Here is a 26129-nt window from a genome sequence, read left to right on the forward strand (position 1 = left end):
CGGCATTGGGACGAGCCCAGTACCGGCGGGCGACCGAGGTCCATTCCGTGCTGATGTCCAGGCAGAGAAGTCGGCCGTCGGCGGGCAGGCCCCGGGCGATGCACAGCGCGGAATAGCCGGTGAAGGTACCGATCTCGACCGCGCGGCGCGGGGCGATCGAGGCCGTCAGGATGGTCAGGAACGTCCCCTGCTCGGCCGGTACCTGCATCTCCGCCTCGGGGAGCGCCGCCGTCACGGCGGAGAGTTCGTCGAGGATCGGATCCGGGGGTGAGCTGTGCTCCGTCAGATAGCTGTGGATCGGATCGGCCAGATAGGATGATTTCAATCTTTTGCCATTTTTTGCGCCTTCGCGGCGAAGCGTGCTGACGCCGGTTGCCGCGACGTCACGAAGCTTCTGTGCCGGACTTTTTACCATGATCAGTGGAACTCCATCCCTGGTGGCTCGGTTCGAAAATAACCGGCCCGGGACGCATTGCGGTTACGGACCGCTCCTCGGCTCGGAAAGAACCAGTAAAGATCATCTAGTGAATCGGGAGTCTGGTGGAGCCGTTGCCCGGTCGCCACGGCCTGTCGTCGGCCATGGCGTGATCCGTCGTGACGTAATCCACTACTTCCAGTAGTTCGTGGATGGTTGCCGATGTCCGCCGAGGGCCCGGGCCGCCCGCGCCCCGGAGCCCGGCGCGGCCACGATGCGGGTGCCGCCCGCCGCGTCCACGAATCTCTGCGCGGGTGCCGGCCGGGCGGCCGTCGGTCTGGAGGTGTCCGGGGCAGGTCGAGGACGACGCACAGACCCCGGCTGGCACTCTCGGCCAGAGTGACCGTCCCGCCGTCGGCGGTCGCCAGGGCATGCACGATGGCGAGCCCGAGGCCGTTCCCGCGCCGATCGGCCCGGCCGGGCACCTCTCCTCAGCTGGTCGGCGCATCGCTGGTTGTCGCATCGCTGGTCGGCATTGAGGTTGGAGCTGAACCGGCGGAAGGCGGCGGCCCGCTGCTCGGCGCTCAGGCCGCGCCCGCTGTCGGCGACCGTGAGCCGCGCCATGCCTCCCGCCGTCCTGCTTCCCGCCATCCTGGTGCTCTGCGGCCCGGTGACGTCCATCTCGTCCATCTCGTCCGCGGTGCTCCCCGTCCCGAGGCCCGCCTCCGCGGTGCCCCCGGCGCCCACCGGGCGTGGCTGGGCCGGTGGGTTCGTCCCGGACGCGACGCTGACCCGGCCGCCGGACGGGGTGGCCTCCAGCGCGTTGCTGAGGAGATTGTCGAGGATCTGCTCCAGGTGCCCCGGGGTGCACTGGACGACTTGGTCCGCGTCGACGTCGCAGGTCAGTGTCACTCCGGCGGCGGCTGCGACCGGTCGCCAGATCAGGCATCGTTCCTCGGCGACGACCGCGAGGGGGATCGGCTGGGTCGGGATCGGTGCATGCTCGGCCCGGGAGACCGCCAGCAGCCCGTCGACCATCCGGGAGAGCCGGTGCACCTCGACCAGGGTGCCCGCGACCTCGTCGGCGGTGTCCGCGTCCACGTCCTGTTGCAGCAGCTCCAAGCGCAGGCGCATCGCCGTCAGCGGGGTGCGGATCTGGTGGGAGACGTCGGCGAGGAACCGGCGCTGGCTGTCGACCAGTAACTGGAGCCGTCCCGCCATCGCGTCGAACGTCGTGGCAAGTTTGCGTGCCTCGGGCGGCCCACCGACGGCTCTGGCCCGGATCGTGAGATCGCCGGCACCGAGTTCGGTCGCCGCCTGCTCGAGCTGGAGCAGCGGCCGGCCCACCCAGCGGGCCAGCAGGATCGAGATCCCCAATGCGGCCAGTGCGACCAGGACGCCCGCGAGGGCGATCATCGTCCACCGGTGGATGATCGAGGCGCGCAGCCCGACATCGCTGCGCGCGACGGCCAGGATGCCGACCAGACCCTGCGCGTTGGACACCGGAGCAATAATGATCATCCGGTGTCGATTGGCCGCGTTCGGGTTGATGACCACGTTCTCCCGGCGGGCCCGATCCAGATCCCAGGCCATGATCGGGATGTCGTCCCCGGTGTCGGCCACGGGCGTACCGTTCGGGTCGAACAGCCGGAGCTCGTCCGGTGGCACGGCCGCACTGTCGCGTACGGCGGCGGGCAGCGGGGCCGCGCCGGCGGACAGCCGCCGCCACTTCACCTCGGCACAGTAGGCCTGCATCGCGGCCGTGAGCCGCAGGCTGAACAGCGCCTGGTCGTGGCGGGTGGCGTCGGAGCCCCATCGGGACGCACAGGCCGACGAGCAGCGCCGTCGTGAGCGCGAGCTGAGCGGCCAGGATGCGCCGGGTCATCGGAGGCACCGGGTCATCGGCCGAGGGGTGGCGCGCCCTGGTCACCGGGGATCGGATCGGCGTCGGGCGTCGGTGGCCTGCCCAGGCGGAAGCCGACCCCGTACACCGTCTCGATCAGTTCGGGAATCCCGAGCTTGCGGCGGATCGCGCCGATGTGTACGTCGAGGACTTTCGATGAGCCGAACCAGTCGCCCCAGACGGCGGTGAAGATCTCCCGTCGGGTCCGGACCCGGCCGGGATCGCGGGCCAGGAAGGCCAGCAAATCGTACTCCCGCGCCGTCACCTGGACCGGACGGCCGTCGACGGAGATCCGCCGGCTGCGCCGGTCGAGGACGAGCGGCCCGTGCCGGACCACGTCGGAGCCCTCACCGGTGGCCCGGACGGCGCGCCGCCGCACCGCCCGTATCCGGGCCAGCAGTTCGGCGAATCCGAATGGTTTGACCAGGTAGTCGTCGGAACCGAGGTCCAGGGCCTCGACCCGGTCCGCCTCGTCCCCCCGAGCCGTCACCACGATCACGGGGGTGTCCCCGCGCTCGCGGATGCGCCGGCACACCTCCGCGCCGTCGATGTCGGGCAGTCCCAGGTCCAGGAGCACAAGGTCGGGCGGGGACACGCCGTCGACCCGGACGAGCGCGGCCTCCCCGGTCCGCACCCGGTCGGCGGTGTAGCCGGCACGGTCCAGACCGCGCACGAGCTGGGTACCGAGGCCATCGTCGTCCTCGACTACCAGTACCCGGGCGCCGAGGGGGTCAGGATACCGCTGCAGGTCCGCTCCGTGTGCTCGAGAGCCGTTGCCTGCAGGCGTCGCCATAGCATGACAGTAGGCGGCACTGGGCGCGTCCGGCCGCCGGCCCCGCGGGTGCCACCGCGATTCCGCCGTCGCCAGCTCCGATTCCGTCAGTATCTACTCGTTTCCGCAACGTCTGCCCATTTTGCCGGATCCAGCCCGGTCTCACCGGCTCGGCCGGCAGCGTGTCGCCGGACGACAGCGCGGCGAGGATTCCCTCGAGGGCGTGCCGGGGAAGATCGATCAGCCGGGCGGCTAGCAGGTCGGGATCGCGCGCGACCCGGGTCACGGCGGCCCGGGCATCGCGCTGGGAGAGCGTGCGCCCCGAATCCTCCCGGACGATCCGGATGAGCCCGTCCCGCCAGACGTTGCCGATCTTGCCGTGCGGGCGGTCCAGCAGCCACCGGGCGAGCCGGTCGGCGGAGCCGAGCGCCGCCGGGTCGACGGCCGTGAACGTCACGAGCCGCAGGTCCCCGAGATCCCGGGCGGGGGTGGCGGTCCACTTCGCCCGCAGCTGCCGCAGCGGGTCACCCTGGGCCCGCCGGCGGCGGACGCCCAGATCGGGGTGATCGGAAGAGACGACGACGGCGAGCCGGTCCGCGTTGACCGCCAGGAGGAGCCTGGTCAGCCAGGGGCCCGGATCGTCCGACAGGTCGGTGGCCACGCTGACCGTTCCGTCCTCGGTCGAGGCGCCGGGCCCGGTCGAGGCGAACGCGGGCAGCCCCCGGTCGAACACGGTCGCGAGACGCACGTGGACCGCGTCGACCTCCCGCCGCTCGCCAACGAACACGGCGCGGCCCGCCGGTCCGGTGGCGAGGAAGGCGGCCACCGCGTCGAGGACCGGGGCGGTCAGGCGCGTCGGCCGGCTCTGCGTGGACTGCCGGCCCCGGGTGTAGATGGCGGCCGTCGCGGTTGTGGCCGCCGTGGCCGAGCGGTCCAGCTGCTTCCAGGTGGTCGGGGTCGGCTGGCAGACGTACATGTCGGCTCTGGCACCCACCGCCTCCGCGCCCTCGTAGACGTGGAAGCCTGGCCAGATGGCCTCGAACACGAAGCCCTGATCGATCAGCGCCCGCTGCACCTTCCAACCCAGCGTCGGTACCCGGTCGCTGAACCCGTAGGCCAGCAGGACGCGACCATGCTCGCGGTCCGCGAGACCCTGCGCACCGCGCCCGGTGAACAACGCCACGCCCTCCGGGGTGTAGGGCGGATCGGTGAACGCCAGATCGGCCGTGCCCACCACCGCCGGCGGCAGGCCGAAGCGCAGGTCGGCGTAGAGGCACCGCAGCCGGACGCCCAACGACCGGGCCGAGCTGTCCAGGTAGGCGAGCAGCTCGTCGTCGATGTCGACGACGGTCACGGTGAGCCCGTCAATCAGCGAGACCGCAGCCAGCGAGGTGAGATCATGATCACCTATGCACAGCAGATGCGCGCCGCGCAGGTCGTAACGCGTCTGCAGCCAGCCGGCCCGGCGCACGACGGTCGTCGCTGTCGCGGGCACGTGATCGAGGTCGGCCCGTGGTCGGGGCGCGGCAGCGATGAGATCATGCATGGTCGTGACCAGCGGGCCGTGGCGGGCGATCACGGTGGCGAGGGGATCGAGTGGGGTCTGCCCGTTCAGCTCGTCATAACGGATCAGGCCGCGGTAGCGGTCGATCGACGCCGGGCGCAGCACGTGACGCCCGTCGGGGCCGGTCCGCAGATCGTCGCCGAGGCTGGCGAGGATCTCCTCCATGCTCCGCCGGGGCAGGCCCGAACTCTGGACCAGCTGGCGCAGGGTGCGTGGCTGCTCGGTCAGCGCCGCCACCGCCGCGCGAGGCGCCCGGGCATGCACCCGGTAGCCCGCCAGCAGGATCGCCAACGACTCGCCGGATTCGGCCGGATCACCCGGCGCCCGGCCCGGGTGATCCGGCCCTGACAGGGGATGTAGAGGGGACACGCAACCAGCCTTGCACCTCCGGCGGACCTGCGATTCTACCGGTCCCGCCGAGGCCAGCTAATCTCTATACCGTGCTCAGAAGGTATACCGTGCTCAGAAGGCTTGATCTGCGTGGCGCGGTGCCTGCCGCAGCCGAGATCCGGCGGCTACTGCCGCGGGCCGCGGTCGACGTCGACGTCGCTGTCGATGCGGTCCGGCCGGTTTGTGCGGACGTGCGGGACCGTGGCGACGCGGCCGTCCTCGCCGCCGCGGAGCGGTTCGACGGGGTCCGCCCGCCGAGCCTGCGGGTGCCCGCCCAGGTTCTCGCCGCCGCCGCGGATGCCCTGGATCCGGCCGTGCACGACGCGCTGACCGAGGCGATCCGCCGGACCCGGCTGGTGCACCGTGCGCAGCTGCGGGAGCCGGTGGCGATCGAGGTCGCGCCCGGTACCACGGTGACGCAGCGATGGGTGCCGGTGGAGCGGGTCGGCCTGTACGTGCCGGGCGGGCGGGTCGCTTACCCCAGCAGCGTCGTGATGAACGTCGTGCCCGCTCAGGAGGCCGGGGTCGGCTCGCTCGCGGTCTTCTCCCCGCCGCAGAAGGACAACGGCGGGCTGCCGCACCCGGTGGTCCTCGCCGCCTGCGCGTTGCTCGGTGTCGAGGAGGTCTACGCGGCCGGCGGAGCCCAGGCCGTGGCGATGGCCGCCTACGGGACCGCGAGCTGCCCGCCGGTCGATGTGATCACCGGGCCCGGCAACGTTTACGTCACGGCGGCCAAGCGCCTGCTGCGCGGGGTTGTCGGGGTGGACGCCGAGGCGGGCCCGACCGAGGTCGCGATCCTCGCCGACGCCACCGCGGATCCGGCCTTCGTCGCCGCCGACCTCATCGCCCAGGCCGAGCACGACCCGATGGCCGCCTGCCTGCTGATCACTCCGTCGGTGGAGCTCGCCGACGGGGTCGACGTCGAGCTCGGCAAGCAGGTGCCCGCCACCCGCCACCGGGAGCGGGTGGCGGAGTCGCTCGCCGGCCAGGGGGCGGTCGCGCTCGTCGCGGACGTTGACGCGGGTCTCGCGGTGGCGGACGGCTGGGCCGCCGAGCACCTGGAGATCCACACCACGGGCGCCGCCGCGGTCGCCGCCCGGGTGCGCCACGCCGGAGCGGTCTTCGTTGGCGACTACGCTCCCGTCCCGCTCGGCGACTACCTCGCCGGGTCCAACCACGTCCTGCCCACCGGCGGCACCGCCCGGCATTCCGGCGGTCTGGCGGTCACCACCTTCCAACGTCAGGTCCAGATGGTCGAGTGCACGCGGGAGGGGCTCGCCGCCGTCGCCCCGCGTATCGCCGCGCTCGGCGGGGCAGAGGACCTCACAGCTCACGTCGACGCGGTGGAGGTTCGACTCCGATGACATTCAAAGCGGCCGGGAGCGGTGTCGAGGACCGGCCGTGGCGCCCGTGGGACGCCGACGGCCTGCCGCTGCGCGACAGCCTGCGCGGGCTCTCGCCCTACGGCGCTCCGCAGCTCGACGTGCCGGTGCGGCTCAACACCAACGAGAACCCGCACCCGCCGTCGGCCGGGCTGGTCGACGCCCTCGGCAAGGCCGCGGCCCTCGTCGCCACCGAGGCGAACCGCTATCCCGACCGGGACGCCGAGGCGCTGCGTGCCGACCTCGCCTACTACCTGACACCCGATGCCGGCTTCGGCGTGCACACCAGCCAGGTCTGGGCCGCCAACGGCTCCAACGAGATCTTCCAGCAGCTCCTCCAGGCGTTCGGCGGGCCCGGTCGGGTGGCGCTCGGGTTCGAGCCGTCCTACTCGATGCACCGCCTCATCGCGCTGGCCACCGCCACCGAGTGGGTGGCCGGGGAGCGGGCGGAGGACTTCACGCTCTCCCCGGCCGCGGTCACCGACGCGATCGCCCGGCACCGACCTGCCCTGGTCTTCCTCTGCTCGCCGAACAATCCGACGGGCACGGCCCTGCCGCCCGAGGTCGTCGTCGCCGCCTGTGAGGCGGTGGAGGCCACCGGCAGCGGTATGGTCATCGTCGACGAGGCCTACGCCGAGTTCCGGCGGGCCGGCGTGCCCAGCACGCTGACGCTGCTGCCCCGTCATCCGCGGCTCGTCGTCACCCGGACGATGAGCAAGGCGTTCGCGCTGGCCGGTGCCCGGGTGGGCTATCTCGCAGCGCACCCCGCCGTGGTGGGCGCGCTGCACCTGGTGCGGCTGCCTTACCATCTGTCGAGCTTCACCCAGGCCGTCGCGCGCACGGCGCTCGCGCATGCCGACGAGCTGCTCGGCACGGTGGAGGCGGTCAAGGCCCAGCGCGACCGCATCGTCCGGGAGCTGCCGGCGCTCGGTCTGCGGCTGGCTCCGAGCGATGCCAACTTCGTGTTCTTCGGCCGGTTCGCTGATCAGCGGGCGGTGTGGCAGAGCCTGTTGGACGCGGGGGTGCTGGTCCGCGACGTCGGTCTGACCGGCTGGCTGCGGGTCACCGCCGGGCTGCCGAACGAGGTGGACGCGTTTCTCGGGGCGCTGGGCAGAACCCTCACCGGCAGCGTCATCGGCGCGGACGGTGTCATCAGCCTCGCTACCGCCTGAGCCCCTGGCACGGCCTGAGCGCCCTGGAACGGCCTGAGCCCCTGGCACGGCTTGAGACCTACAGAGACCGAGGAAGCCCCCGATGGCACGCACCGCGCGAATCGAACGCAAGACGTTGGAGTCGGACGTCCTGGTCGAGCTCGACCTCGATGGGACGGGAATCTCCTCGTCGGACACCGGCGTCCCGTTCTTCGACCACATGCTGTCCCAGCTCGGCAAGCACGGCGGGTTCGACCTCACCGTGCGTACCCGGGGGGATCTGCACATCGACGCCCACCACACCGTCGAGGACACCTCGATCGCCTTCGGGTCCGCCCTGCGCGAGGCGCTCGGCGACAAGGCGGGTATCCGCCGGTTCGGGGATGCCACCGTCCCGCTGGACGAGGCGCTCGCCCAGGCCGCCGTCGACCTGTCCGGCCGGCCGTACTGCGTGCACGCCGAACCGGATCTCGTCGGGATGATCGGAACTTACGACACGACGCTGACCCGGCACATCTTCGAGTCGATCACCGCGTCCGCCCGGATCGCGCTGCACGTGCGGGTGCTGTCCGGCCGCAACGCCCATCACGTGGTCGAGGCCCAGTTCAAGGCGGTCGCGCGGGCCCTGCGCGACGCGGTGGCGCTCGACGCCCGCGTCGCCGGGATACCCTCCACGAAAGGTGTGCTGTGACCGGAGACGGACCCGGCAGGCGTCCCCGGGTAGTCGTCCTGGACTACGGCTCGGGAAACCTGCGGTCGGCCGAGCGCGCGCTCGCCCGAGTCGGCGCCGACGTGACGGTGACCGCGGATCTTGACGTGGCCCGCGGCGCCGCGGGCCTGGTCGTACCGGGCGTGGGCGCCTATGCGGCCTGTATGGCAGGCATCGGCGCCGTGGGCGCCGCGCCCGTGGCGCGGGAGCGGGTAGCGGCGGGACGGCCCGTGCTCGGGATCTGCGTCGGGATGCAGGTGCTGTACGAGCTCGGTGACGAGCACGGGGTGCGGACGGCCGGGCTCGGTGTGATCCCTGGCGAGGTCCGCCGGCTCGCCGCCGATATCCTGCCGCACATGGGCTGGAACACTGTGGCGCCGCCCGCCGGATCGATCCTGTTCTCCGGGCTGCCCGCGGACACACGGTTCTACTTTGTCCACTCGTATGCGGCGAAGGCCGATCCGGCCGCCGGGGACACCGTGGGGGAGCACGGCGAGCCGTTTGCCGCCGCCGTCGAGCGGGGTGCGCTCGCCGCGACCCAGTTCCACCCGGAGAAGTCCGGGGATGCCGGGGCGCACCTGCTGGCGAACTGGCTCGGCAGCCTGTCCTGAGTGAGCCCTGTCCTGGGTGAGCGTGAACGCGAGGGCGGATGTCCCGTAATAGAGCGGCTCCAGCGCCCCGCTGGACCGTAGGGTGGCCGATGTGACGCTTACTCTGCTGCCCGCCGTGGACGTGGCCGACGGCAGGGCCGTTCGACTTGTCCAGGGTGAGGCCGGTTCCGAGACCTCGTACGGCGACCCGCGGGAAGCGGCGCTGACCTGGCAGCGCGACGGCGCCGAGTGGATCCACCTGGTCGATCTCGACGCTGCCTTCGGCCGGGGGTCGAATCGGGAGCTCATCGCCGAGGTGGTAGGCGCGGTGGGCGTGGCCGTCGAGCTCTCCGGCGGCATCCGCGACGACGCCTCGCTCGACGCGGCGCTGGCCACCGGCGCGGCCCGGGTCAACATCGGTACGGCCGCGCTCGAGGATCCCGCCTGGGTCCGCCGGGCCATCGACCGGGTCGGCGACCGTATCGCGGTCGGTCTCGATGTCCGGGGGACCACGCTGTCGGCCCGGGGCTGGACGCGGGACGGCGGAGAGCTGTTCGATGTGCTCGCCCGCCTCGACGCCGATGGCTGCGCCCGGTACGTGGTGACGGACGTGCGCCGGGACGGCACGCTCACCGGGCCGAACGTCGAGCTCCTGCGCTCCGTGACCGCGGCCACCAGCCGGCCGGTGGTCGCCAGCGGCGGCGTGGCCACGCTCGACGACCTCACCGCGATCGCCGCGGTGCCCGGAGTGGAGGGCGCGATCATCGGCAAGGCGCTCTACGCCGGCGCCTTCACGCTGCCCGAGGCCCTGGCCGTCGCCGGGAACGCTGGGAACGCGGGGAAGGCCGTGACCCCGTGACGGCTCCCCGCCGGCGCTGGTCTTCCCGCCGGCTTCCTTGCCTGTCCAGAGGGTTCTGTGCCCGAAAAATCCCTCTGGATAGGCAAGGGAACGGGTGTGCGGGTGCGGTGGGTCGATGAGCGTCGCGGTCCGGGTGATTCCCTGCCTCGACGTCGACGCCGGCCGGGTCGTGAAGGGCGTGAACTTCACGGACCTGCGCGATGCCGGCGACCCGGTCGAGATGGCGCGCCTCTACGACGCCGAGGGTGCCGACGAGCTGACGTTCCTCGACATCACCGCGTCTAGCGGCGATCGGGAGACCACCTACGACATCGTGCGGCGAACCGCCGAACAGGTGTTCATCCCGCTGACCGTGGGTGGCGGGGTTCGCTCGGTCGACGACGTGAACCGCCTGCTGCGGGCGGGGGCCGACAAGGTCGGCATCAACACGGCGGCGGTGGCCCGGCCCGAGTTGGTGCGCGAGTGCGCCCATCGGTTCGGTAACCAGTGCATCGTCATCTCGGTGGACGCCCGGCGCTCACCCGGTCCCGGCGGCCCGCGCTTCGAGGTCACGACGCACGGCGGCCGCAAGGGCACCGGCATCGACGCGGTGGCCTGGACGGTGCGGGTGGTTGAGCTCGGCGCCGGGGAGATCCTGCTCAACTCGATGGACGCCGACGGCACACGGGACGGCTACGACCTGGAGATGATCTCTGCGGTGCGTGCCGAGGTCGACGTCCCGGTGATCGCCAGCGGCGGGGCCGGCGACCTGGCCCACTTCGTGCCAGCGATCGGCGCGGGCGCGGACGCGGTGCTCGCGGCGAGCGTGTTCCACTTCGGGCAGCTGCGCATCGGCGAGGTGAAGACGGCGCTGCGGGGCGCGGGCGTACCTGTGCGCCGATAGAGGGTAACTGTGTCCAAGCGTGCGGCTGTTCGTCCTCACCGTCGCCACCACGAGCGCCGATCCCCGGATGGAGGCGGCGATCCTCGCCGGGCTGCGGCAACGCGCCGGCGCCTCGACCGTCGTCGTCGTGGGCGCTGGGCGGATCGTCCAGCGCGGTCCGCACCGGGATCTGATCGCGATGCGCGGCGTGTACCAGCGCCTGCACCGGTCCTGGGCGGCGGGGGTCGGGACGGGACCGGCGGGCGGCCCGTCGGCCGATGCCGGCATTGCTGCGGCGCCGGGCGCGAGCAGCGCGAGCAGAATAGTGGGGTGACCGTTCGCCCTTCTGCTCTGGATCCCGCCATCGCCCGTAGGCTGCGCCGCGACGACGCGGGCCTGTTCCCCGCCGTCGCCCAGCAGTACGACACCGGCGAGGTGCTGATGCTCGGGTGGATGGACGACGAGGCGCTGCACCGGACCCTCACCACGGGCCGGGCCACGTACTGGAGCCGCAGCCGCGCGGAGTACTGGGTCAAGGGGGAGACCAGCGGGCACCGGCAATGGGTGCGGTCGGTCGCGCTCGACTGCGACGGGGACACCGTCCTCGTCCGGGTGGACCAGGTGGGCCCGGCTTGCCACACGGGCACGCGGACCTGCTTCGACGACGATCTTCTGCCCACGGCGACCGCCGAGGCCACGGATACTGCCCGGCCCCGCGACCTCTCCGGTGCCGCCAGCGTTTCCGGTGCCGCCGGTGACCCCGTCAGCGCGAGCAAGGCCGGCGCGGACAAGGCCGGCGCGGACCGATGACGACCGGGCAGATTATCCCCAGCCGGGAGGAGTTCCGGGCCGCGGCGGCGGCGCATCCGGTCGTCGCCGTCACCCGCCGGCTGCTTGCCGACGGGGAGACACCCGTCGGCGTCTACCGCAAGCTCGCCGGCGGCTCCGGGACGTTCCTGCTGGAATCGGCGGAGCACGGCGGGATGTGGTCGCGATATTCGTTCATCGGTGTGCGGGCCGCGGCGACGCTGACCGAGCGCGACGGGCAGGCGGTGTGGGTGGACGGTGCGCCGCCTCCCGGGGTGCCGGTCGACGGTGACCCGCTCGACATCCTGCGCGCGGTGGAGAGCACTCTGCAGGCCTCGAACAGCCCACAGGCCCCTCCGCTCATGGGTGGCCTGGTCGGCTATCTCGGCTACGACATCGTGCGTCGCATCGAGCGGCTCCCCGCGCACGCCATCGACGACCTCGGCCTTCCCGAGCTGCGTATGCTGCTCACCACCGATCTCGCCGTGCTGGACCATCGGGACGGTTCCTGCCTGCTGGTGGCCAACGTCTTCACCGGCTGCGGGAGTGGTGCCGGTGACGCAGGCGCCACCGGTGGGGATGCAGACACCGCCGCACACCCGGCCGGGATCGACCTGGACGCCGCCTACGACGACGCGGTGGCCCGGCTGGAGGCCATGACCAGCGATCTCGCGAAGTGGAACGAGCCGACCGTGGCGACCACGGCGGGCACCGCTGCGGGGGTCGGCGACTTCGTCTCCGCCACGCCTCCCGGTGCCTTCCAGACCGCGGTCGAGCGGGCCATCGAGGAGATCCGCGCCGGCGAGTGCTTCCAGATCGTCGTCTCGCAGCGCTTCGAACGGCGGACGACCGCGGATGCGCTCGACGTCTACCGGGTGCTGCGGACCTCGAATCCAAGTCCCTATATGTACCTGCTGCGCTTCGCCGACCACGACGTCGTCGGATCCTCCCCGGAGGCGCACGTCAAGGTCACCGGCCGCCGGGCGTTGCTGCATCCCATCGCGGGCAGCCGGCCCCGGGGAGCCACTCCCGAACAGGACGCCGAGCTTGCGGCGGAGCTTCTCGCGGACCCGAAGGAACGCTCCGAGCACGTGATGCTGGTCGACCTGGTCCGCAACGACCTCGGGCGGGTCTGCAATCCCGGTTCGGTCCGGGTCGTCGAGTTCGCGGCCATCGAACGGTTCTCGCACATCATGCACATCGTCTCCACGGTGATCGGTGAGGTGGCCCCGGACCGCAGCGCCGTGGACGTGCTGGCAGCGACGTTTCCGGCGGGGACGCTCTCGGGGGCGCCCAAGGTGCGGGCGATGGAGGTCATCGACGAGCTGGAGCCGACTCGGCGGGGCCTGTACGGGGGCGTGGTCGGCTACCTGGACTTCGGCGGTGATCTGGACACCGCGATCGCGATCCGTACCACGGTGATGCGCGACGACATGGCCTATGTCCAGGCCGGAGCCGGCATCGTCGCGGATTCCGATCCCGACACCGAGGATCTGGAAAGCCGCGCGAAGGCCGCCGCCGTCCTGCGCGCCGTCGAGGTCGCCGAGTCGTTGCGACCGCCGTCATGACGGCCGCGGGGTCCCCCTCCGCGGGGCGCCCATCCTCCCCGCGCGACCGGGCCGGCACCGCGGAGCCGCCTTCGCCGGGCCACCCTCCCGGGGGCGATGTGCACGCGGCCGAGGCGATGCGACGCGGCCACCGGGAACGCACCCTCGCGGTGTTGGGATGTCTGCTCGGTGCCGGCGTCGTGCTCGTGTCGGGCGGTGCGACCTGGGTGTCCGCCCGGGTGAGCGTGCCCCGCGGTGGGGCGGACGGCGGCGCCGTCGCGGCGCCACTCGCCGTGCACTGGACCGGCGGGGCGCTTGCCTCGCCGGCGACCGCTCTCGCCCTGATCGGGCTTACCGCGGCCGTGGCGATCGTGGCCACCCGGCGCCTCGGGCGGCCGGTCATCGGTGTGCTCATCGCGGCCGCCGGGGTCGGCATCGCCTACGTGGCCGGACGCATCGGCTGGGATCCACTCCCGACGCTGCGCGAGACCGATCAGGTCCGCCAGCTCGTGCCCGGTGGCCAGGCGCGGATCGATGACGTCAGCCAGACGATCGCTCCCTGGCTGTCGTTCGCGGGCGGGCTGCTGCTCATCCTCGTCGGCGCCCTCGTCGTCCTGCGCGGCCGGTCATGGCCCGCGATGTCCGGCCGCTACCAGGCCCGCGATGCCACTCCGGCCGACGCCTGGGACGCGATCGAGCGGGGCCACGACCCGACCTGATCACCTGGCGTCTCCGCGGCGCCCGGCCCGGCGGGCCGGCCAGCCGGAACCGGGAGCGCCACCGGCCAGCGGGTCGGCGGGCGCCAAGTCCGCGGGTGGGAGGTCGGGAAACGGGTCGACCAGCTCCGCGAGAGCCAGTGCCCGGCGGTCCAGGTCGGCTTCGAGCATCATCATGACGGCGTCCATCCGGATCAGGCAGCGGGACAGCTCGTCGAGCTGCTCGGCGAGCTCGGGCTCGAGGCGGGGCCGCGGGTGCGCGCCTGGGGCGTCGCGCGCCGCGGGCACCCGGGCGGCGCTGAGGGGGGCGAGATGCGGCAGATGTCCATCGGAACTCTCCTTGGTATCCCTTGATATCGAACTCATGTTCGACTATAGGGGGTGCCGGCGATCGACGCCAGCCCGCCACGCCGTCCCTGGGGCGCTGCCCGGGTCCGCCCGAGGATTCGGTCCGTTCGAGGGTCCGGTCCGTTCGAGGACATGTGCGGCGTGCCATGCGTGTTTCCGGTCGGCGAAGGCGCGGCGGTCCCGAGCGTGCGCGCCGCGGCCGCCGATCCCGAGAACCTGCCGCCGATCCCGAGAACCTGTCGTGCGGCCGCCCGGATCTCGTGATGCCGTTGCCCGGCGACCGAGGTGGTAACCCGGTTGTGCCTCTGCGCACGGTGGTTCACCGGACTCGTCGCGTCACTCTGTCAACGGGCTCACGACGCAAGATCGATTGCAGATCGTAGCTGATCGGTGTAGGCGGATCCGAAGTGGCTGACGGTGCAGTCTCCGTGAAGATGGGTGTGTTCGGGTCGCTACCCGATTCCTCACGGGAAACTCAACTATGTGGAGTTATGGATCGTAGCCGCATGTGGGGGTGCCGGGCTCACCGTGCCTGCCTGGCCTACCATCGGCGGCATGACCGCGACAGTCGCGAGCGCGGGGCGATGAGCGTTCTCGCCGAGATCCTCGACGGGGTCGGGATCGATCTTGCCGCCCGCGAGCAACAGACCTCTCTGGCAGATCTCAAGCGGCGGGTGGAACGCGTTCCCGACCCGAAGGACGCGCTAGCCGTCTTCCGGGACTCCCGGGTCTCGGTGATTGCCGAGGTGAAGCGCCGTTCCCCCTCGAAGGGGGAGCTGGCGGCCATCACCGACCCCGCTGCCCTCGCCACCGAGTACGAGGCGGCGGGCGCCGCCGCGGTGAGTGTCCTGACCGAGCAACGGCGCTTCGGCGGCTCCCTGGCCGACCTCGATGCCGTGCGTCGCGCGGTGGACGTCCCGCTGCTGCGCAAGGACTTCATCGTGTCGCCCTACCAGGTCTTCGAGGCCCGGGCGCACGGGGCGGACATCGTCCTGCTCATCGTCGCGGCGCTGGACCAGCCGCGACTCGTCGGCCTGCACGAGCGGATCGAGTCCCTGGGCATGACGGCGCTGGTCGAGGTGCACGACGAGGCGGAGATGGTGCGGGCGATGGACGCCGGCGCCCGACTGGTCGGGGTGAACGCCCGCGACCTGCACACGCTGAAGATCGATCGGAGCACCTTCGCCCGGCTCGTGCCGATGGTGCCCCCGGGAGTGCTCGCGGTCGCCGAGTCCGGCATCCGGGGGCCGCACGATCTGCTCGCCTACGCCGCCGCGGGGGCGGACGTGGTACTGGTCGGCGAGGCGGCCGTCACCGGCGATCCCCGTCAGACGGTCGCCGATCTGGTGGCGGCCGGCGCGCACCCGGCGGCCCGGATCGGGCGCTGAGGCCGTCGGCGCCCGTGCCCCGGTAGCCGGGGCTCGGCCCTATACAGTCGCACCGTGACCATCCGAACCGCTGCCGAGTCAGTTCGCCCCGCGGCCGCCGGAACCGGGACGCCGTCGAGCTCCGGTCCGGCCCGTCTGGACGCGTCGAGCTGGCAGGCGTTCCCCGACTCCTCGGGGCACTTCGGGCGTTTCGGTGGTCGCTTTGTCCCCGAGGCCCTCATGGCAGCGCTGGACGAGCTCACCGCGGCCTACGCGGCGGCCAGGGTGGATCCCGGCTTCACCGCGGAACTGGACGAGCTGCTGGCGAGCTACGCGGGCCGGCCCACTCCGCTCACCGACACCCACCGGCTCACCGCGCACGTTGGCGGTGCCCGCATCCTGCTCAAGCGTGAGGACCTCGCGCACACCGGTTCCCACAAGATCAATAATGTCCTCGGGCAGTGCCTGCTGACCCGGCGGATGGGCAAGACCCGGGTCATCGCCGAGACCGGAGCCGGTCAGCACGGTGTTGCCACGGCCACCGCCTGCGCCCTGCTCGGCCTGGACTGCGTCGTCTACATGGGCGAGGAGGACACCCGCCGGCAGGCCCTCAACGTCGCCCGGATGCGCCTGCTCGGCGCCGAGGTCGTCGCGGTCACGTCCGGCAGCCGAACGTTGAAGGACGCCATCAACGAGGCCATGCGCGACTGGGTGGCCACCGTTGGCACGACCCACTACTGCATCGGGTCGGTGATGGGCCCGCACCCGTTCCCGATGCTGGTCCGCGATTTCCAGCGGATCATCGGGATCGAGGCCCGCGCCCAGGTGCTCGACCGTGTCGGCCGGCTGCCCGACGCCGTCGTCGCCTGCGTCGGTGGCGGCTCGAACGCGATGGGCATCTTCCACCCGTTCATCCCCGACGTCGAGGTCGCGCTGATCGGCTGCGAGGCCGGGGGGGACGGGGTCACCACCGGTCGGCACGCCGCGGCGATCGCCGGCGGTTCCGCGGGCGTGCTGCACGGCATGCGGACGTTCCTGCTGCAGGACGAGTTCGGGCAGACCCAGGTCTCCCACTCGATCTCGGCGGGTCTGGACTACCCCGGCATCGGCCCCGAACATGCCCTGCTGCACGAGACTGGTCGGGCGAGCTATCGGGTCGTGGACGACACCGCCGCGATGGAGGCGCTCGCGCTGGTGGCCCGTACCGAGGGCATCCTGGTCGCGATCGAGAGCGCGCACGCCTTCGCGGGTGCCCTCGACGTCGCCCGGGAGCTCGGTCCGGGCGCGGTCGTCGTCGTCAACTGCTCCGGTCGGGGGGACAAGGACGTCGACACCGCCGCCCGCTGGTTCGACCTCCTAGACGAGGCCGATGCCGGCAGGGGCCGGCCTGAGGGAGGACCCTGAGGGACCCTGCCTCGGGACCGGCGCAACCAAAGACAGGACACATCGGCCCTCGGGCCCGACGGAACGGACGCACGGTGCAGAGTCGGTTGGACGCAGTGTTCGCGGCGGCCCGCGAGGAGGGGCGGTCGGTGCTGGTCGGCTATCTGCCCGCGGGATTCCCGACGGTGGACGGGGCGATCGAGGCCATGCGGGCCATGGTGGCGGCGGGAGTCGACGTCGTCGAGGTCGGCCTGCCCTACTCCGACCCCACCATGGACGGTCCGGTGATCCAGGATGCGGCGGATGCGGCCCTGCGCGGCGGGGTCACGACGCAGGACGTGATCCGCACCGTCGAGGCCGTCGCCGCGACGGGGGCCCCGACTCTGGTCATGTCCTACTGGAACCCGATCGACCGCTACGACGCGGCCGCGTTCGCGGCCGATCTCGCCGCTGCCGGGGGCGCCGGGGCGATCACTCCGGACCTGCCGCCCGAAGAGGCCGGGCCCTGGCTCGACGCGTGCGCCGCGCACGGCCTGGCCCCGGTGTTCCTCGTCGCTCCCAGCTCCTCGGACACCCGCCTCCGGCTGGTCGCCGGCGTCGCGCGCGGCTTTGTCTACGCCGCCTCGCTGATGGGTGTCACCGGGACCCGGGCGGCGGTCGGCGAGCGGGCGGCCGATCTGGTCGCCCGGGTGCGGGCCGCCACCGAGCTCCCGGTGGCGGTGGGGCTCGGGGTGAGCACCGCGGCGCAGGCCGCCGAGGTCGCGGGCTTCGCCGACGGTGTGATCGTCGGCTCCGCGCTGGTGAAGGTCCTGCTCGAGGCGGAACGTTCCGGAGCCGGCGCCTCAGCGGGCCTCGCCGGAATCCGTCGGCTCGCCGCGGAACTCGCCGGAGGGGTGCGCGCTCCCGTCCCGGCGTGAACTCCCGGCCGTCCCGGCCCAGCCGTCACAGCTGTCGCCCACATCTATCGCCGCCTATACCACCCCGCTGCGCACCGAGTGGGACACGTGGCTGTGCGACACGTGGCCGGACTACCCCGCGCGTGATGGACGGGTCCACGAGATAGCCTGGCAACCGTGGTTCTTGCCGCTATTCCCAGCCCATCGCGTGGCGTGGTGTATCTCGGGCCGGTGCCGCTGCGCGCCTACGCCCTGATGATCATTATTAGCATCTTCGTCGCCGTATTCGTGACGGGAAGAAGGCTGCGCGCCCGCGGCATGGATCCCATGGTGGCCAGCGAGGTCGCCTACTGGGCCGTCCCGTTCGGCATCGTCGGCGCCCGTGTCTACCACGTGGTCAGCACCCCGGACGCCTACTTCGGCCGGGACGGCAACGTGCTGGACGTCATCAAGATCTGGAACGGCGGGCTGGGTATCTGGGGCGCCATCGCGGGCGGGGCGTTCGGCGCGTGGCTGGCGACCCGGCGCTACGGCATCAGCCTCGCCCTGTTCGGCGACGCCGCGGCGCCGGGCATCATCCTCGCCCAGGCGATCGGACGCTGGGGCAACTGGTTCAACCAGGAGCTGTACGGCAAGGCGAGCACCCTGCCCTGGGCGGTGCGCATCGACGAGAAGCACCAGATCATCCCCGGTGTGTCCACCTACCAGCCGACCTTCCTCTACGAGTTCCTGTGGAACCTGGTGGTGGCCGGGATCCTGTTGGTCGTCGATCGACGGCACCGGCTCAGCCGCGGCAAGCTGTTCTACCTCTACGTCGCGCTCTACACGTTCGGCCGGTTGTGGATCGAGATGCTGCGCATCGACACGGCGAACCAGATCCTCGGGCTGCGGGTCAACGTCTGGACCTCGATCGTCGTCTGTCTGGGGGCGTTGCTGGCGCTGGCGGTCACCCGCCGTCCCGTGGACCCGAATCTGTCCAGGGAGGAGCAGGAGGCCCTCGGGATCGCCCGTTCCCGGCCCGCGACGCGGTCCACGGTGACGACCGCCGGTGCCGGTGCCGCCGACCAGCGAGCGGCCGGTCCCGATCTGGCCGCTCTCGACTCGGCCGGTCCCGATCCGGCCGATCCCGATCCGGCCGGTCCCGATCCGGCCGATCCCGATCCGGCCGATCCCGATCCGGCCGATCCCGGTTCCGCCGGGTCGGTACCCGCCGCCGCGGTGCCCGACGACTCCGGGCCGACCGCCACCACTGCCGCCACTGCCGCCACTGCCGTACCGGCTGGTTCGCAGCAGCAGAGCCGCGGCCTGGCAACGAGATTGCCGGCGAGCGGTGGGCACACGTCGGCCGTTCCGCCGGAGGAGCCGCAGACGCCCTGATGAGACGCCGTCTCCGGCGGGGCCCCGGGCGTCGGCCGGACCGTCGGCCTTCCCCTACTCGTAGTGACCGAGGCCGGGTGGGGAGGTATGACGTCATCTGGCGGTGATTTCCTGGACATATTTGATCACGGCGCATGAGCGGGTCGCGTGGCACACTCGGTAGAGACACGGGGCGCCGGGCCAGCGCCGCCGTGCCGTCACACCACTCGGACAGCGTCGTCCGCACCCCCTTCAGCCCCTGAAGATGGACAGGACTTCGCCGGATGCCGAGTGCGCAAGGTCTTTACGACCCCACCTTCGAACACGACGCCTGTGGCGTCGGCTTCGTCGTCGATGTACACGGCAGGCGCAGTCACGAGCTGGTCGAGCAGGGCCTGACCGTGCTGCGTAACCTCGACCACCGGGGTGCCTCGGGCAGCGACCCGGACACCGGCGACGGAGCCGGCATCCTGGTGCAGGTCCCCGATCTGTTCCTGCGTGACGTCGTCGACTTCGCGCTGCCCGCCCCGGGGCGTTACGCCGTCGGGATCGCCTGCCTGCCGCAGGTCTCGGGGGAGCGGGACGACGCCGTGCGCACCATCAGCCGCATCGTCCGCCAGGAGGGGCTGCGGGTCCTCGGCTGGCGTGAGGTGCCGGTCGTCAGCCACATCGTCGGGCACGCGGCCCACGAGGTTGAGCCGCGGATGCGGCAGCTGTTCCTCGCATTGCCCGGCAGTCTGCCCGCCGCCGGTCCGGTTGAGGGCGGCGCGGGAGACGGGTTCGACCAGGCCGACCTCGAACGCCGGGCGTTCTGCGCCCGCAAGCGGATCCGCCGGGAGACCGGCGTCTACCTGGCGTCGCTGTCGTCACGGACCCTGGTCTACAAGGGGATGCTCACCACCCACCAGCTCTCGGCCTACTTCCCGGACCTCGACGACCCCCGGTTCGCCAGTGCCATCGCGCTGGTGCACAGCCGGTTCTCCACGAACACCTTCCCGAGCTGGCCGCTGGCGCACCCGTACCGGTTCGTCGCCCACAACGGGGAGATCAACACCGTCCGCGGGAACCGGAACTGGATGCGGGCCCGCGAGGCGCTGCTCGCCAGCGACCTGATCCCCGGTGACCTCTCCCGGCTATTTCCCATCTGCGCGGACGGGGCGAGCGACTCGACGAGCTTCGACGAGGTCCTGGAACTGCTGTACCTGGGTGGTCGCAGCCTTCCGCACGCGGTGCTGATGATGATCCCCGAAGCGTGGGAGAACCACACCGAGATGGACTCGGCGCTGCGCGCCTTCTACCAGTTCCACTCCACGCTGATGGAGCCGTGGGACGGCCCGGCCTCCATCGCGTTCACCGACGGGACGGTCATCGGGGCGGTGCTCGACCGTAACGGACTGCGGCCGTCGCGGTACTGGGTCACCGACGACGGCCTGGTCGTGATGGCCTCCGAGGTGGGCGTGCTCGACATCCCGCCGCACAAGGTGGTGCAGAAGGGCCGGCTCCAGCCGGGGCGGATGTTCCTGGTGGACACCGCCGAGGGGCGCATCGTCAGCGACGAGGAGATCAAGTCCGAGCTCGCGAACGCGGCGCCGTACGCGGAGTGGCTGCACGCCGGTCTGATCGAGCTGGACGACCTGCCCGAGCGGGAGCAGCTCCTCTATGGGCACTCCTCGGTGCTGCGTCGCCAGCAGGTGTTCGGCTACACGCTGGAGGAGCTGCGCGTGCTCGTCGCGCCGATGGCGCGCACGGGCGCGGAGCCGATCGGCTCGATGGGCACCGACACGCCGGTGGCGGTGCTCTCCAGCCGTCCCCGGCTGCTGTTCGACTACTTCACCCAGTTGTTCGCGCAGGTCACCAACCCGCCGCTGGACGCGATCCGCGAGGAGCTGGTGACGAGCCTGGGCCGGGTGCTCGGCCCGGAGGGCAACCTGCTCGCGCCGTCCCCGGCGTCCTGCCGGATGGTGCACCTGCCCTATCCGGTGATCAGCAGCAGCCAACTTTCGAAGATCATCGGTATCAATGACGACGGTGACATGCCCGGCTTCGCCTCGGTGACGGTCCGTGGTCTGTATGACGTCGACGGGGGCGACGCGGCGCTCGCCGCCCGGCTGGCGGAGATCTGCGCCGGGGTCAGCGAGGCCATCGCCGACGGTGCCCGCATCGTCGTGCTCTCCGACCGGGACTCCGACACGCGCAAGGCCCCGATCCCGTCGCTGCTGCTGACCGCCGCCGTGCACCACCACCTGATCCGGGAGCGGACCAGGACGAAGGTCGGCCTCATCGTCGAGTGCGGCGACGCCCGCGAGGTGCACCACATCGCACTGCTCACCGGCTACGGCGCCGCGGCAGTCAACCCGTACCTGGCATTCGAGTCGATCGACAGCCTCATCGCCGAGGGCGAGATCGTCGGGGTGTCCCGGGAGCAGGCCGAGAAGAACATGATCAAGGCACTCGGCAAAGGCGTGCTGAAGGTGATGTCCAAGATGGGCATCTCGACGGTGGCGAGCTACACCGGCGCCCAGGTCTTCGAGGCAATCGGGCTGTCCCAGGAACTGATCGACGCCTATTTCGCGGGTACCCCGTCGCGCCTCGACGGCGTCGGGCTCGACGTCATCGCGGCGGAGGTGGCCGCGCGGCACCGGCGGGCCTATCCGCCGATCGCTTCCGAGCACGCGCACCGCACGCTGGAGGTCGGCGGCGAGTACCAGTGGCGCCGCGAGGGTGAGCTGCACCTGTTCAACCCGGAGACCGTCTTCCTGCTCCAGCACGCCACCCGCACCCGGCAGTACGAGACCTTCCAGAAGTACACCGCCCGGGTCGACGGCCTGTCCCGGGAGAACGCGACGCTGCGGGGTCTGTTCGAGCTGCGTACCGGGGTGCGCACGCCGGTGCCGATCGAGGAGGTCGAGCCGGCCTCGGAGATCGTCAAGCGGTTCGCGACCGGCGCCATGTCCTACGGCTCGATCAGCGCCGAGGCGCACGAGACGCTGGCTATCGCCATGAACCGGCTCGGCGGGAAGTCGAACACCGGCGAGGGCGGCGAGGACGCGGAGCGGTTCACGCCGGACGCGAACGGGGACCTGCGCCGCTCCGCGGTCAAGCAGGTCGCCAGCGGCCGGTTCGGGGTGACCAGCGAGTACCTCGCCAACGCCGACGACATCCAGATCAAGATGGCCCAGGGGGCGAAGCCCGGCGAGGGGGGGCAGCTTCCTGGCCACAAGGTCTACCCGTGGATCGCGAAGACGCGGCACTCGACGCCCGGTGTCGGGCTCATCTCCCCGCCGCCGCACCATGACATCTACTCGATCGAGGACCTCGCCCAGCTCATCCACGACCTGAAGAACGCCAACCCCAAGGCCCGGGTGCACGTCAAGCTGGTCGCCGAGGTCGGCGTCGGCACGGTCGCCGCCGGGGTCTCCAAGGCGCACGCCGACGTGGTGCTGATCTCCGGGCACGACGGCGGGACGGGCGCCTCGCCGCTGACCTCGCTGAAGCACGCGGGTGCCCCGTGGGAGCTGGGGCTGGCCGAGACCCAGCAGACGCTGCTGCTCAACGGCCTGCGCGACCGCATCGTCGTGCAGGTCGACGGGCAGCTGAAGACCGGCCGCGACGTCATCGTCGGGGCGCTGCTGGGGGCCGAGGAGTTCGGTTTCGCCACCGCCCCGCTGGTGGTTGCCGGCTGCGTGATGATGCGCGTCTGCCATCTCGACACCTGTCCGGTCGGTGTGGCGACCCAGAACCCGGAACTGCGCAGGCGGTTCACCGGCAGGCCCGAGTTCGTCGAGGCCTTCTTCACCTTCATCGCCGAGGAGGTGCGCACCTACCTCGCCGCGCTGGGCTTCCGCAGCCTGCAGGAGGCGGTCGGCCGGGTCGACCTGCTCGACGCCCGCGCCGCCGTCGACCACTGGAAGGCCTCCGGCCTCGACATCACCCCGTTGCTGCACACCCCGGAGCGGCCCTTCGGCGGCTCGCTGAACTGCACGTCCAGCCAGGACCACGGGTTGGACAAGGCGCTGGACAACTCGCTGATCCAGCTGTGCGAGGGGGCGCTCGACGACGGCCGGCCGGTCTGGCTGGAGATGCCGATCCGCAACGTCAACCGAACCGTGGGCACCATGCTCGGCTACGAGGTGACGAAGCGCTTCGGCGCGGCGGGGCTGCCCGACGACACGATCCAGCTGCGGTTCACCGGCTCCGCGGGGCAGAGCTTCGGCGCCTTCGCGCCCCGCGGCATGACGCTGACCCTCGAGGGCGACGCGAATGACTACGCCGGCAAGGGCCTCTCCGGCGGCAAGATCTTCGTCTTCCCGCCGAAGGAGTCCCCGCTGCGGGCCGAGGAGAACATCGTCGCCGGTAACGTCCTGCTCTACGGAGCGACGGGCGGCGAGGCGTTCTTCCGCGGGATCGTCGGCGAGCGGTTCTGCGTGCGCAACTCCGGGGCGACCGCGGTGGTCGAGGGGGTCGGCGACCACGGCTGCGAGTACATGACCGGCGGTACCGTGCTGGTACTCGGGGCCATCGGGCGCAACTTCGCCGCGGGCATGAGCGGCGGCGTGGCCTACCTGTACGACCCGGTCGAGGCGCGGATCAACACCGAGATGGTGGACGTCGAGGCGCTGGGCGACGCCGACGAGACGATCGTGCGGGACCTGCTCGTCCGGCACCGCCGGGAGACCGGTTCGACGGTGGCTGCCCGGCTGTACGCCGACTGGGACACCGTGCGCGGGTCGTTCCGTAAGGTGATGCCACGGGACTACAAGCGGGTGCTGACCGCCATCCGGCAGGCGCAGGAGCAGGGGCTCGTCGCCGACGAGGTCATCATGGCGGCGGCTCGTGGCTGACTGGGCCGCCAAGCACGACCCGACCATCATCGCGATCGCGCGGACCCGACAGGAGCGGCATGGCTGACCCGACCGGCTTCCTCAAGCACCGCAGGGAGCTGCCGAAGCGCCGTCCCGTGGACGTCAGGATCACTGACTGGCGCGAGGTGTACGAGTCGTTCCCCGAGGAGCATCTGCGCACGCAGGCCAGCCGCTGCATGGACTGCGGCATCCCGTTCTGCCACGAGGGCTGTCCGCTCGGGAACATCATTCCGGAATGGAACGACCTGACCCGGCGCGGCGACTGGGTGGACGCCATCGAGCGGCTGCATGCGACGAACAACTTCCCCGAGTTCACCGGGCGGCTGTGCCCGGCGCCGTGCGAGGCGGCCTGCGTGCTCGGCATCGGCGACGATCCGGTGACCATCAAGCAGGTCGAGGTCAGCATCATCGACCGCGCCTGGGCCGACGGCACCGTGGTCCCGGTCCCGCCGTCGCTGCGTACCGGCAAGCGGGTGGCGGTCGTGGGCTCCGGCCCGGCCGGTCTCGCCGCCGCCCAGCAGCTTACCCGGGCCGGCCACGAGGTCGTGGTCTACGAACGGGCCGACCGAATCGGCGGCCTGCTCCGCTACGGCATCCCCGAGTTCAAGATGGAGAAGCGGGTCCTGGACCGCCGGCTCGCGCAGATGGCGGCCGAGGGCACGTCGTTCATCACGTCCTGCAATGTCGGCCTCGACATCTCCGTGGACGAGCTGCGTTCCTCCTACGATGCGACGGTCCTCGCCGGGGGATCGACGGTCGGCCGGGACCTGCCTGTTCCCGGCCGGGAGCTGGGTGGCATCCATCTCGCGATGGAGTTCCTCGTGCCCGCGAACCGGGTCGCGCAGGGGGATCTGCCCGAGTCGCCCATCTCCGCCAAGGGTAAGAACGTGGTCATCATCGGCGGCGGTGACACGGGCGCGGACTGCCTGGGCACCTCCCACCGCCAGGGCGCGCTCTCCGTGCACCAGCTCGAGATCATGCCCCGGCCGCCGGAGCTGCGGGCCCCGGCCAACCCGTGGCCGTCATACCCGATCATCTACCGGGTCTCCAGCGCGCACGAGGAAGGCGGCGAGCGGGTCTTCGCCGTCTCCACCGAGCGCTTCCTCGGTGACGAGGATGGCAACGTGCGGGCGCTGCGCCTGCACGAGGTGCGCCTCGTCGGCGGGAAGTTCGAGAAGGTCGAGGGTACCGACACCGAGCTGCCCTGCCAGCTGGTGCTGCTCGCCATGGGGTTCACCGGCCCGGAACGGCCCGGCCTGCTGACCGATCTCGGGGTGGAGCTGGACGCGCGCGGCAACGTGGCGCGCGACGCCGGGTGGGCCTCCTCGGTCCCCGGCGTGTTCGTCGCCGGGGACATGGGACGCGGGCAGTCACTGATCGTCTGGGCGATTGCCGAGGGACGTGCCGCCGCCGCCGCCACCGACCGCTGGCTGATGGGCAGGACGGACCTGCCCGAGCCCATCACGCCGACGCGTCGCTGACCGGGAGCCGGCCAGCCCCGGCGTGCAGCCGGGACACCGGAGCACTTTTTGGCCGAAGATTCATGTGATCTGTCTTGCTCCATGCCGGATCTGCGGCGATTGACCGGACTCGCCGACCAGCCTGGTGACCTGCGGCGGTACCGTTCAGTGCCATGAGGCTCGTGCTGCTCGGTCCACCTGGCTCCGGCAAGGGAACCCAGGGCGCTCGCATCAGCGCCCGGCACGGCATCCCCTCGATCTCGACCGGCCGGCTGTTCGACCGGCAGATCGCCGCGGGTACGCCGCTGGGCCGTCGCGCGGAGCGCTACGTCCGCGCGGGCGAGCTGGTCCCCGACGAGATCGTGCTCGACGTCGTCGCCGACCGGCTCGAGAGTGGCGTCGACTGTGCGGTGGGGTTCCTGTTCGACGGGTTCCCCCGGACCTACCCCCAGGCCGAGGCGTTGGACCGGATGCTCGTGGCGACCTGCGGCCCGCTCGACGCGGTCATCGACCTGGACGTCGACGTCGACGAGGTGCTCGACCGCATCCGGCGCCGGTCCCGCACCGAGGACCGGGTCGACGACGCGGAGGACACCGCCCGGCGCCGGTTGAAGGTCTTCGCGGAGGAGACCGCACCGCTGCGCCGCTACTACCGGCAGGGTGGCCTGCTGCGCACGGTGGACGGTTCCGGCAGCCCGGACGAGGTCGCGGCCCGCATCGAGGAGACGCTGGCGGACGTCGCCCATCCAGCTCTGCGGGCCCAGCCGGATCTGCCTGTCTGCCGGTAGGC

22 protein-coding genes are annotated in these 26129 nt (G+C 71.7%); 17 read left to right on the forward strand and 5 right to left on the reverse strand.

Going from position 1 to position 26129, the window contains the following annotated elements; all coding sequences use genetic code 11:
• The 4 genes from AC08OJ_RS04030 to AC08OJ_RS04045 form a co-directional block, all read right to left on the reverse strand.
• Positions 1 to 415: O-methyltransferase (locus AC08OJ_RS04030; protein WP_476595097.1), on the reverse strand; the 415-nt coding region annotated here is incomplete at its 3' end.
• A 192-nt stretch (positions 416 to 607) separates the two neighbouring features.
• On the reverse strand, positions 608 to 2170 hold the full coding sequence (locus tag AC08OJ_RS04035) for a sensor histidine kinase (RefSeq protein ID WP_476591914.1): 1563 nt from the start codon (positions 2168 to 2170) through the stop codon (positions 608 to 610).
• 143 nt (positions 2171 to 2313) lie between these two features.
• The gene (locus tag AC08OJ_RS04040; protein WP_476591915.1) at positions 2314 to 3111 is read right to left on the reverse strand and encodes a response regulator transcription factor; all 798 of its coding nucleotides are present in this window, start codon (positions 3109 to 3111) and stop codon (positions 2314 to 2316) included.
• A complete protein-coding gene (locus AC08OJ_RS04045) occupies positions 3050 to 5023 on the reverse strand; it encodes a bis-aminopropyl spermidine synthase family protein (RefSeq protein WP_476595098.1) in 1974 nt (657 codons plus the stop codon). The genes AC08OJ_RS04040 and AC08OJ_RS04045 overlap by 62 nt, the downstream gene beginning before the upstream one ends.
• 89 nt (positions 5024 to 5112) lie before the next feature.
• Here AC08OJ_RS04045 and hisD point away from each other — a divergent pair, with 89 nt between their 5' ends.
• From hisD to AC08OJ_RS04095, 10 genes are all read left to right on the forward strand, one after another.
• Complete coding sequence (gene hisD, locus AC08OJ_RS04050; protein ID WP_476595099.1) at positions 5113 to 6408, forward strand: histidinol dehydrogenase; 1296 nt, start codon at positions 5113 to 5115, stop codon at positions 6406 to 6408.
• The gene (locus AC08OJ_RS04055; RefSeq protein ID WP_476595100.1) at positions 6405 to 7598 is read left to right on the forward strand and encodes a histidinol-phosphate transaminase; all 1194 of its coding nucleotides are present in this window, start codon (positions 6405 to 6407) and stop codon (positions 7596 to 7598) included. Before hisD ends, AC08OJ_RS04055 begins: the two co-directional genes overlap by 4 nt.
• A gap of 82 nt (positions 7599 to 7680) precedes the next feature.
• Positions 7681 to 8268 carry an imidazoleglycerol-phosphate dehydratase HisB gene (hisB, locus tag AC08OJ_RS04060; protein WP_476591919.1) on the forward strand — a complete coding sequence of 196 codons (588 nt, stop codon included), beginning with the start codon at positions 7681 to 7683 and terminating at the stop codon, positions 8266 to 8268.
• The gene (hisH, locus tag AC08OJ_RS04065; protein ID WP_476591920.1) at positions 8265 to 8897 is read left to right on the forward strand and encodes an imidazole glycerol phosphate synthase subunit HisH; all 633 of its coding nucleotides are present in this window, start codon (positions 8265 to 8267) and stop codon (positions 8895 to 8897) included. The genes hisB and hisH overlap by 4 nt, the downstream gene beginning before the upstream one ends.
• Positions 8898 to 8988: 91 nt before the next feature.
• A complete protein-coding gene (gene priA, locus AC08OJ_RS04070) occupies positions 8989 to 9735 on the forward strand; it encodes a bifunctional 1-(5-phosphoribosyl)-5-((5-phosphoribosylamino)methylideneamino)imidazole-4-carboxamide isomerase/phosphoribosylanthranilate isomerase PriA (RefSeq protein WP_476591921.1) in 747 nt (248 codons plus the stop codon).
• Between the two features lie 115 nt (positions 9736 to 9850).
• Complete coding sequence (gene hisF, locus AC08OJ_RS04075) at positions 9851 to 10618, forward strand: imidazole glycerol phosphate synthase subunit HisF (RefSeq protein WP_462203582.1); 768 nt, start codon at positions 9851 to 9853, stop codon at positions 10616 to 10618.
• A gap of 19 nt (positions 10619 to 10637) precedes the next feature.
• Positions 10638 to 10931, forward strand: coding sequence for a hypothetical protein (locus AC08OJ_RS04080; protein WP_476595101.1), 294 nt, complete (start codon positions 10638 to 10640; stop codon positions 10929 to 10931).
• A complete protein-coding gene (hisI, locus tag AC08OJ_RS04085) occupies positions 10928 to 11407 on the forward strand; it encodes a phosphoribosyl-AMP cyclohydrolase (protein WP_476591923.1) in 480 nt (159 codons plus the stop codon). Before AC08OJ_RS04080 ends, hisI begins: the two co-directional genes overlap by 4 nt.
• Positions 11404 to 12972: an anthranilate synthase component I gene (locus AC08OJ_RS04090; RefSeq protein ID WP_476591924.1), complete on the forward strand. Its 1569-nt coding sequence runs from the start codon at positions 11404 to 11406 to the stop codon at positions 12970 to 12972. Before hisI ends, AC08OJ_RS04090 begins: the two co-directional genes overlap by 4 nt.
• Complete coding sequence (locus AC08OJ_RS04095) at positions 12969 to 13670, forward strand: Trp biosynthesis-associated membrane protein (RefSeq protein ID WP_476595102.1); 702 nt, start codon at positions 12969 to 12971, stop codon at positions 13668 to 13670. Before AC08OJ_RS04090 ends, AC08OJ_RS04095 begins: the two co-directional genes overlap by 4 nt.
• On the opposite strand, the gene AC08OJ_RS04100 is transcribed toward AC08OJ_RS04095, so the two are convergent.
• A complete protein-coding gene (locus AC08OJ_RS04100) occupies positions 13671 to 14033 on the reverse strand; it encodes a hypothetical protein (RefSeq protein WP_476595103.1) in 363 nt (120 codons plus the stop codon).
• 566 nt (positions 14034 to 14599) lie between these two features.
• Between AC08OJ_RS04100 and trpC the strand changes: the two genes are divergently transcribed.
• From trpC to AC08OJ_RS04135, 7 genes are all read left to right on the forward strand, one after another.
• Positions 14600 to 15403, forward strand: a complete 804-nt coding sequence (trpC, locus tag AC08OJ_RS04105; RefSeq protein WP_476591927.1) for an indole-3-glycerol phosphate synthase TrpC — start codon at positions 14600 to 14602, stop codon at positions 15401 to 15403.
• A 54-nt stretch (positions 15404 to 15457) separates the two neighbouring features.
• Entirely contained in the window at positions 15458 to 16786 is a 1329-nt protein-coding gene (gene trpB / locus AC08OJ_RS04110) for a tryptophan synthase subunit beta (RefSeq protein WP_476595104.1), read from the forward strand.
• 74 nt (positions 16787 to 16860) lie between these two features.
• Entirely contained in the window at positions 16861 to 17682 is an 822-nt protein-coding gene (gene trpA / locus AC08OJ_RS04115) for a tryptophan synthase subunit alpha (protein WP_476591929.1), read from the forward strand.
• A 156-nt stretch (positions 17683 to 17838) separates the two neighbouring features.
• Positions 17839 to 19038 carry a prolipoprotein diacylglyceryl transferase gene (lgt, locus tag AC08OJ_RS04120; protein WP_476595105.1) on the forward strand — a complete coding sequence of 400 codons (1200 nt, stop codon included), beginning with the start codon at positions 17839 to 17841 and terminating at the stop codon, positions 19036 to 19038.
• 263 nt (positions 19039 to 19301) lie between these two features.
• Entirely contained in the window at positions 19302 to 23858 is a 4557-nt protein-coding gene (gltB, locus tag AC08OJ_RS04125; protein WP_476595106.1) for a glutamate synthase large subunit, read from the forward strand.
• Between the two features lie 59 nt (positions 23859 to 23917).
• Complete coding sequence (locus AC08OJ_RS04130) at positions 23918 to 25360, forward strand: glutamate synthase subunit beta (RefSeq protein WP_476591932.1); 1443 nt, start codon at positions 23918 to 23920, stop codon at positions 25358 to 25360.
• A gap of 152 nt (positions 25361 to 25512) precedes the next feature.
• Complete coding sequence (locus AC08OJ_RS04135; RefSeq protein WP_476591933.1) at positions 25513 to 26127, forward strand: adenylate kinase; 615 nt, start codon at positions 25513 to 25515, stop codon at positions 26125 to 26127.
• The last annotated feature ends 2 nt before the right edge of the window (positions 26128 to 26129 follow it).

The sequence above is a fragment of the Frankia sp. CgKIO3 genome (assembly GCF_977946435.1).

Excerpts from the sequence above, each read along its gene's own strand:
- trpC (WP_476591927.1), top strand. The coding sequence starts at position 14,600 with ATGAGCGTTCTCGCCGAGATCCTCGACGGGGTCGGGATCGATCTTGCC.
- AC08OJ_RS04090 (WP_476591924.1), top strand. The coding sequence starts at position 11,404 with ATGACGACCGGGCAGATTATCCCCAGCCGGGAGGAGTTCCGGGCCGCG.
- hisF (WP_462203582.1), top strand. The coding sequence starts at position 9,851 with ATGAGCGTCGCGGTCCGGGTGATTCCCTGCCTCGACGTCGACGCCGGC.
- hisB (WP_476591919.1), top strand. The coding sequence starts at position 7,681 with ATGGCACGCACCGCGCGAATCGAACGCAAGACGTTGGAGTCGGACGTC.
- AC08OJ_RS04055 (WP_476595100.1), top strand. The coding sequence starts at position 6,405 with ATGACATTCAAAGCGGCCGGGAGCGGTGTCGAGGACCGGCCGTGGCGC.
- AC08OJ_RS04040 (WP_476591915.1), bottom strand. The coding sequence starts at position 3,111 with ATGGCGACGCCTGCAGGCAACGGCTCTCGAGCACACGGAGCGGACCTG.
- gltB (WP_476595106.1), top strand. The coding sequence starts at position 19,302 with ATGCCGAGTGCGCAAGGTCTTTACGACCCCACCTTCGAACACGACGCC.
- AC08OJ_RS04035 (WP_476591914.1), bottom strand. The coding sequence starts at position 2,170 with ATGCAGGCCTACTGTGCCGAGGTGAAGTGGCGGCGGCTGTCCGCCGGC.
- AC08OJ_RS04135 (WP_476591933.1), top strand. The coding sequence starts at position 25,513 with ATGAGGCTCGTGCTGCTCGGTCCACCTGGCTCCGGCAAGGGAACCCAG.
- AC08OJ_RS04100 (WP_476595103.1), bottom strand. The coding sequence starts at position 14,033 with ATGAGTTCGATATCAAGGGATACCAAGGAGAGTTCCGATGGACATCTG.
- AC08OJ_RS04095 (WP_476595102.1), top strand. The coding sequence starts at position 12,969 with ATGACGGCCGCGGGGTCCCCCTCCGCGGGGCGCCCATCCTCCCCGCGC.
- AC08OJ_RS04130 (WP_476591932.1), top strand. The coding sequence starts at position 23,918 with ATGGCTGACCCGACCGGCTTCCTCAAGCACCGCAGGGAGCTGCCGAAG.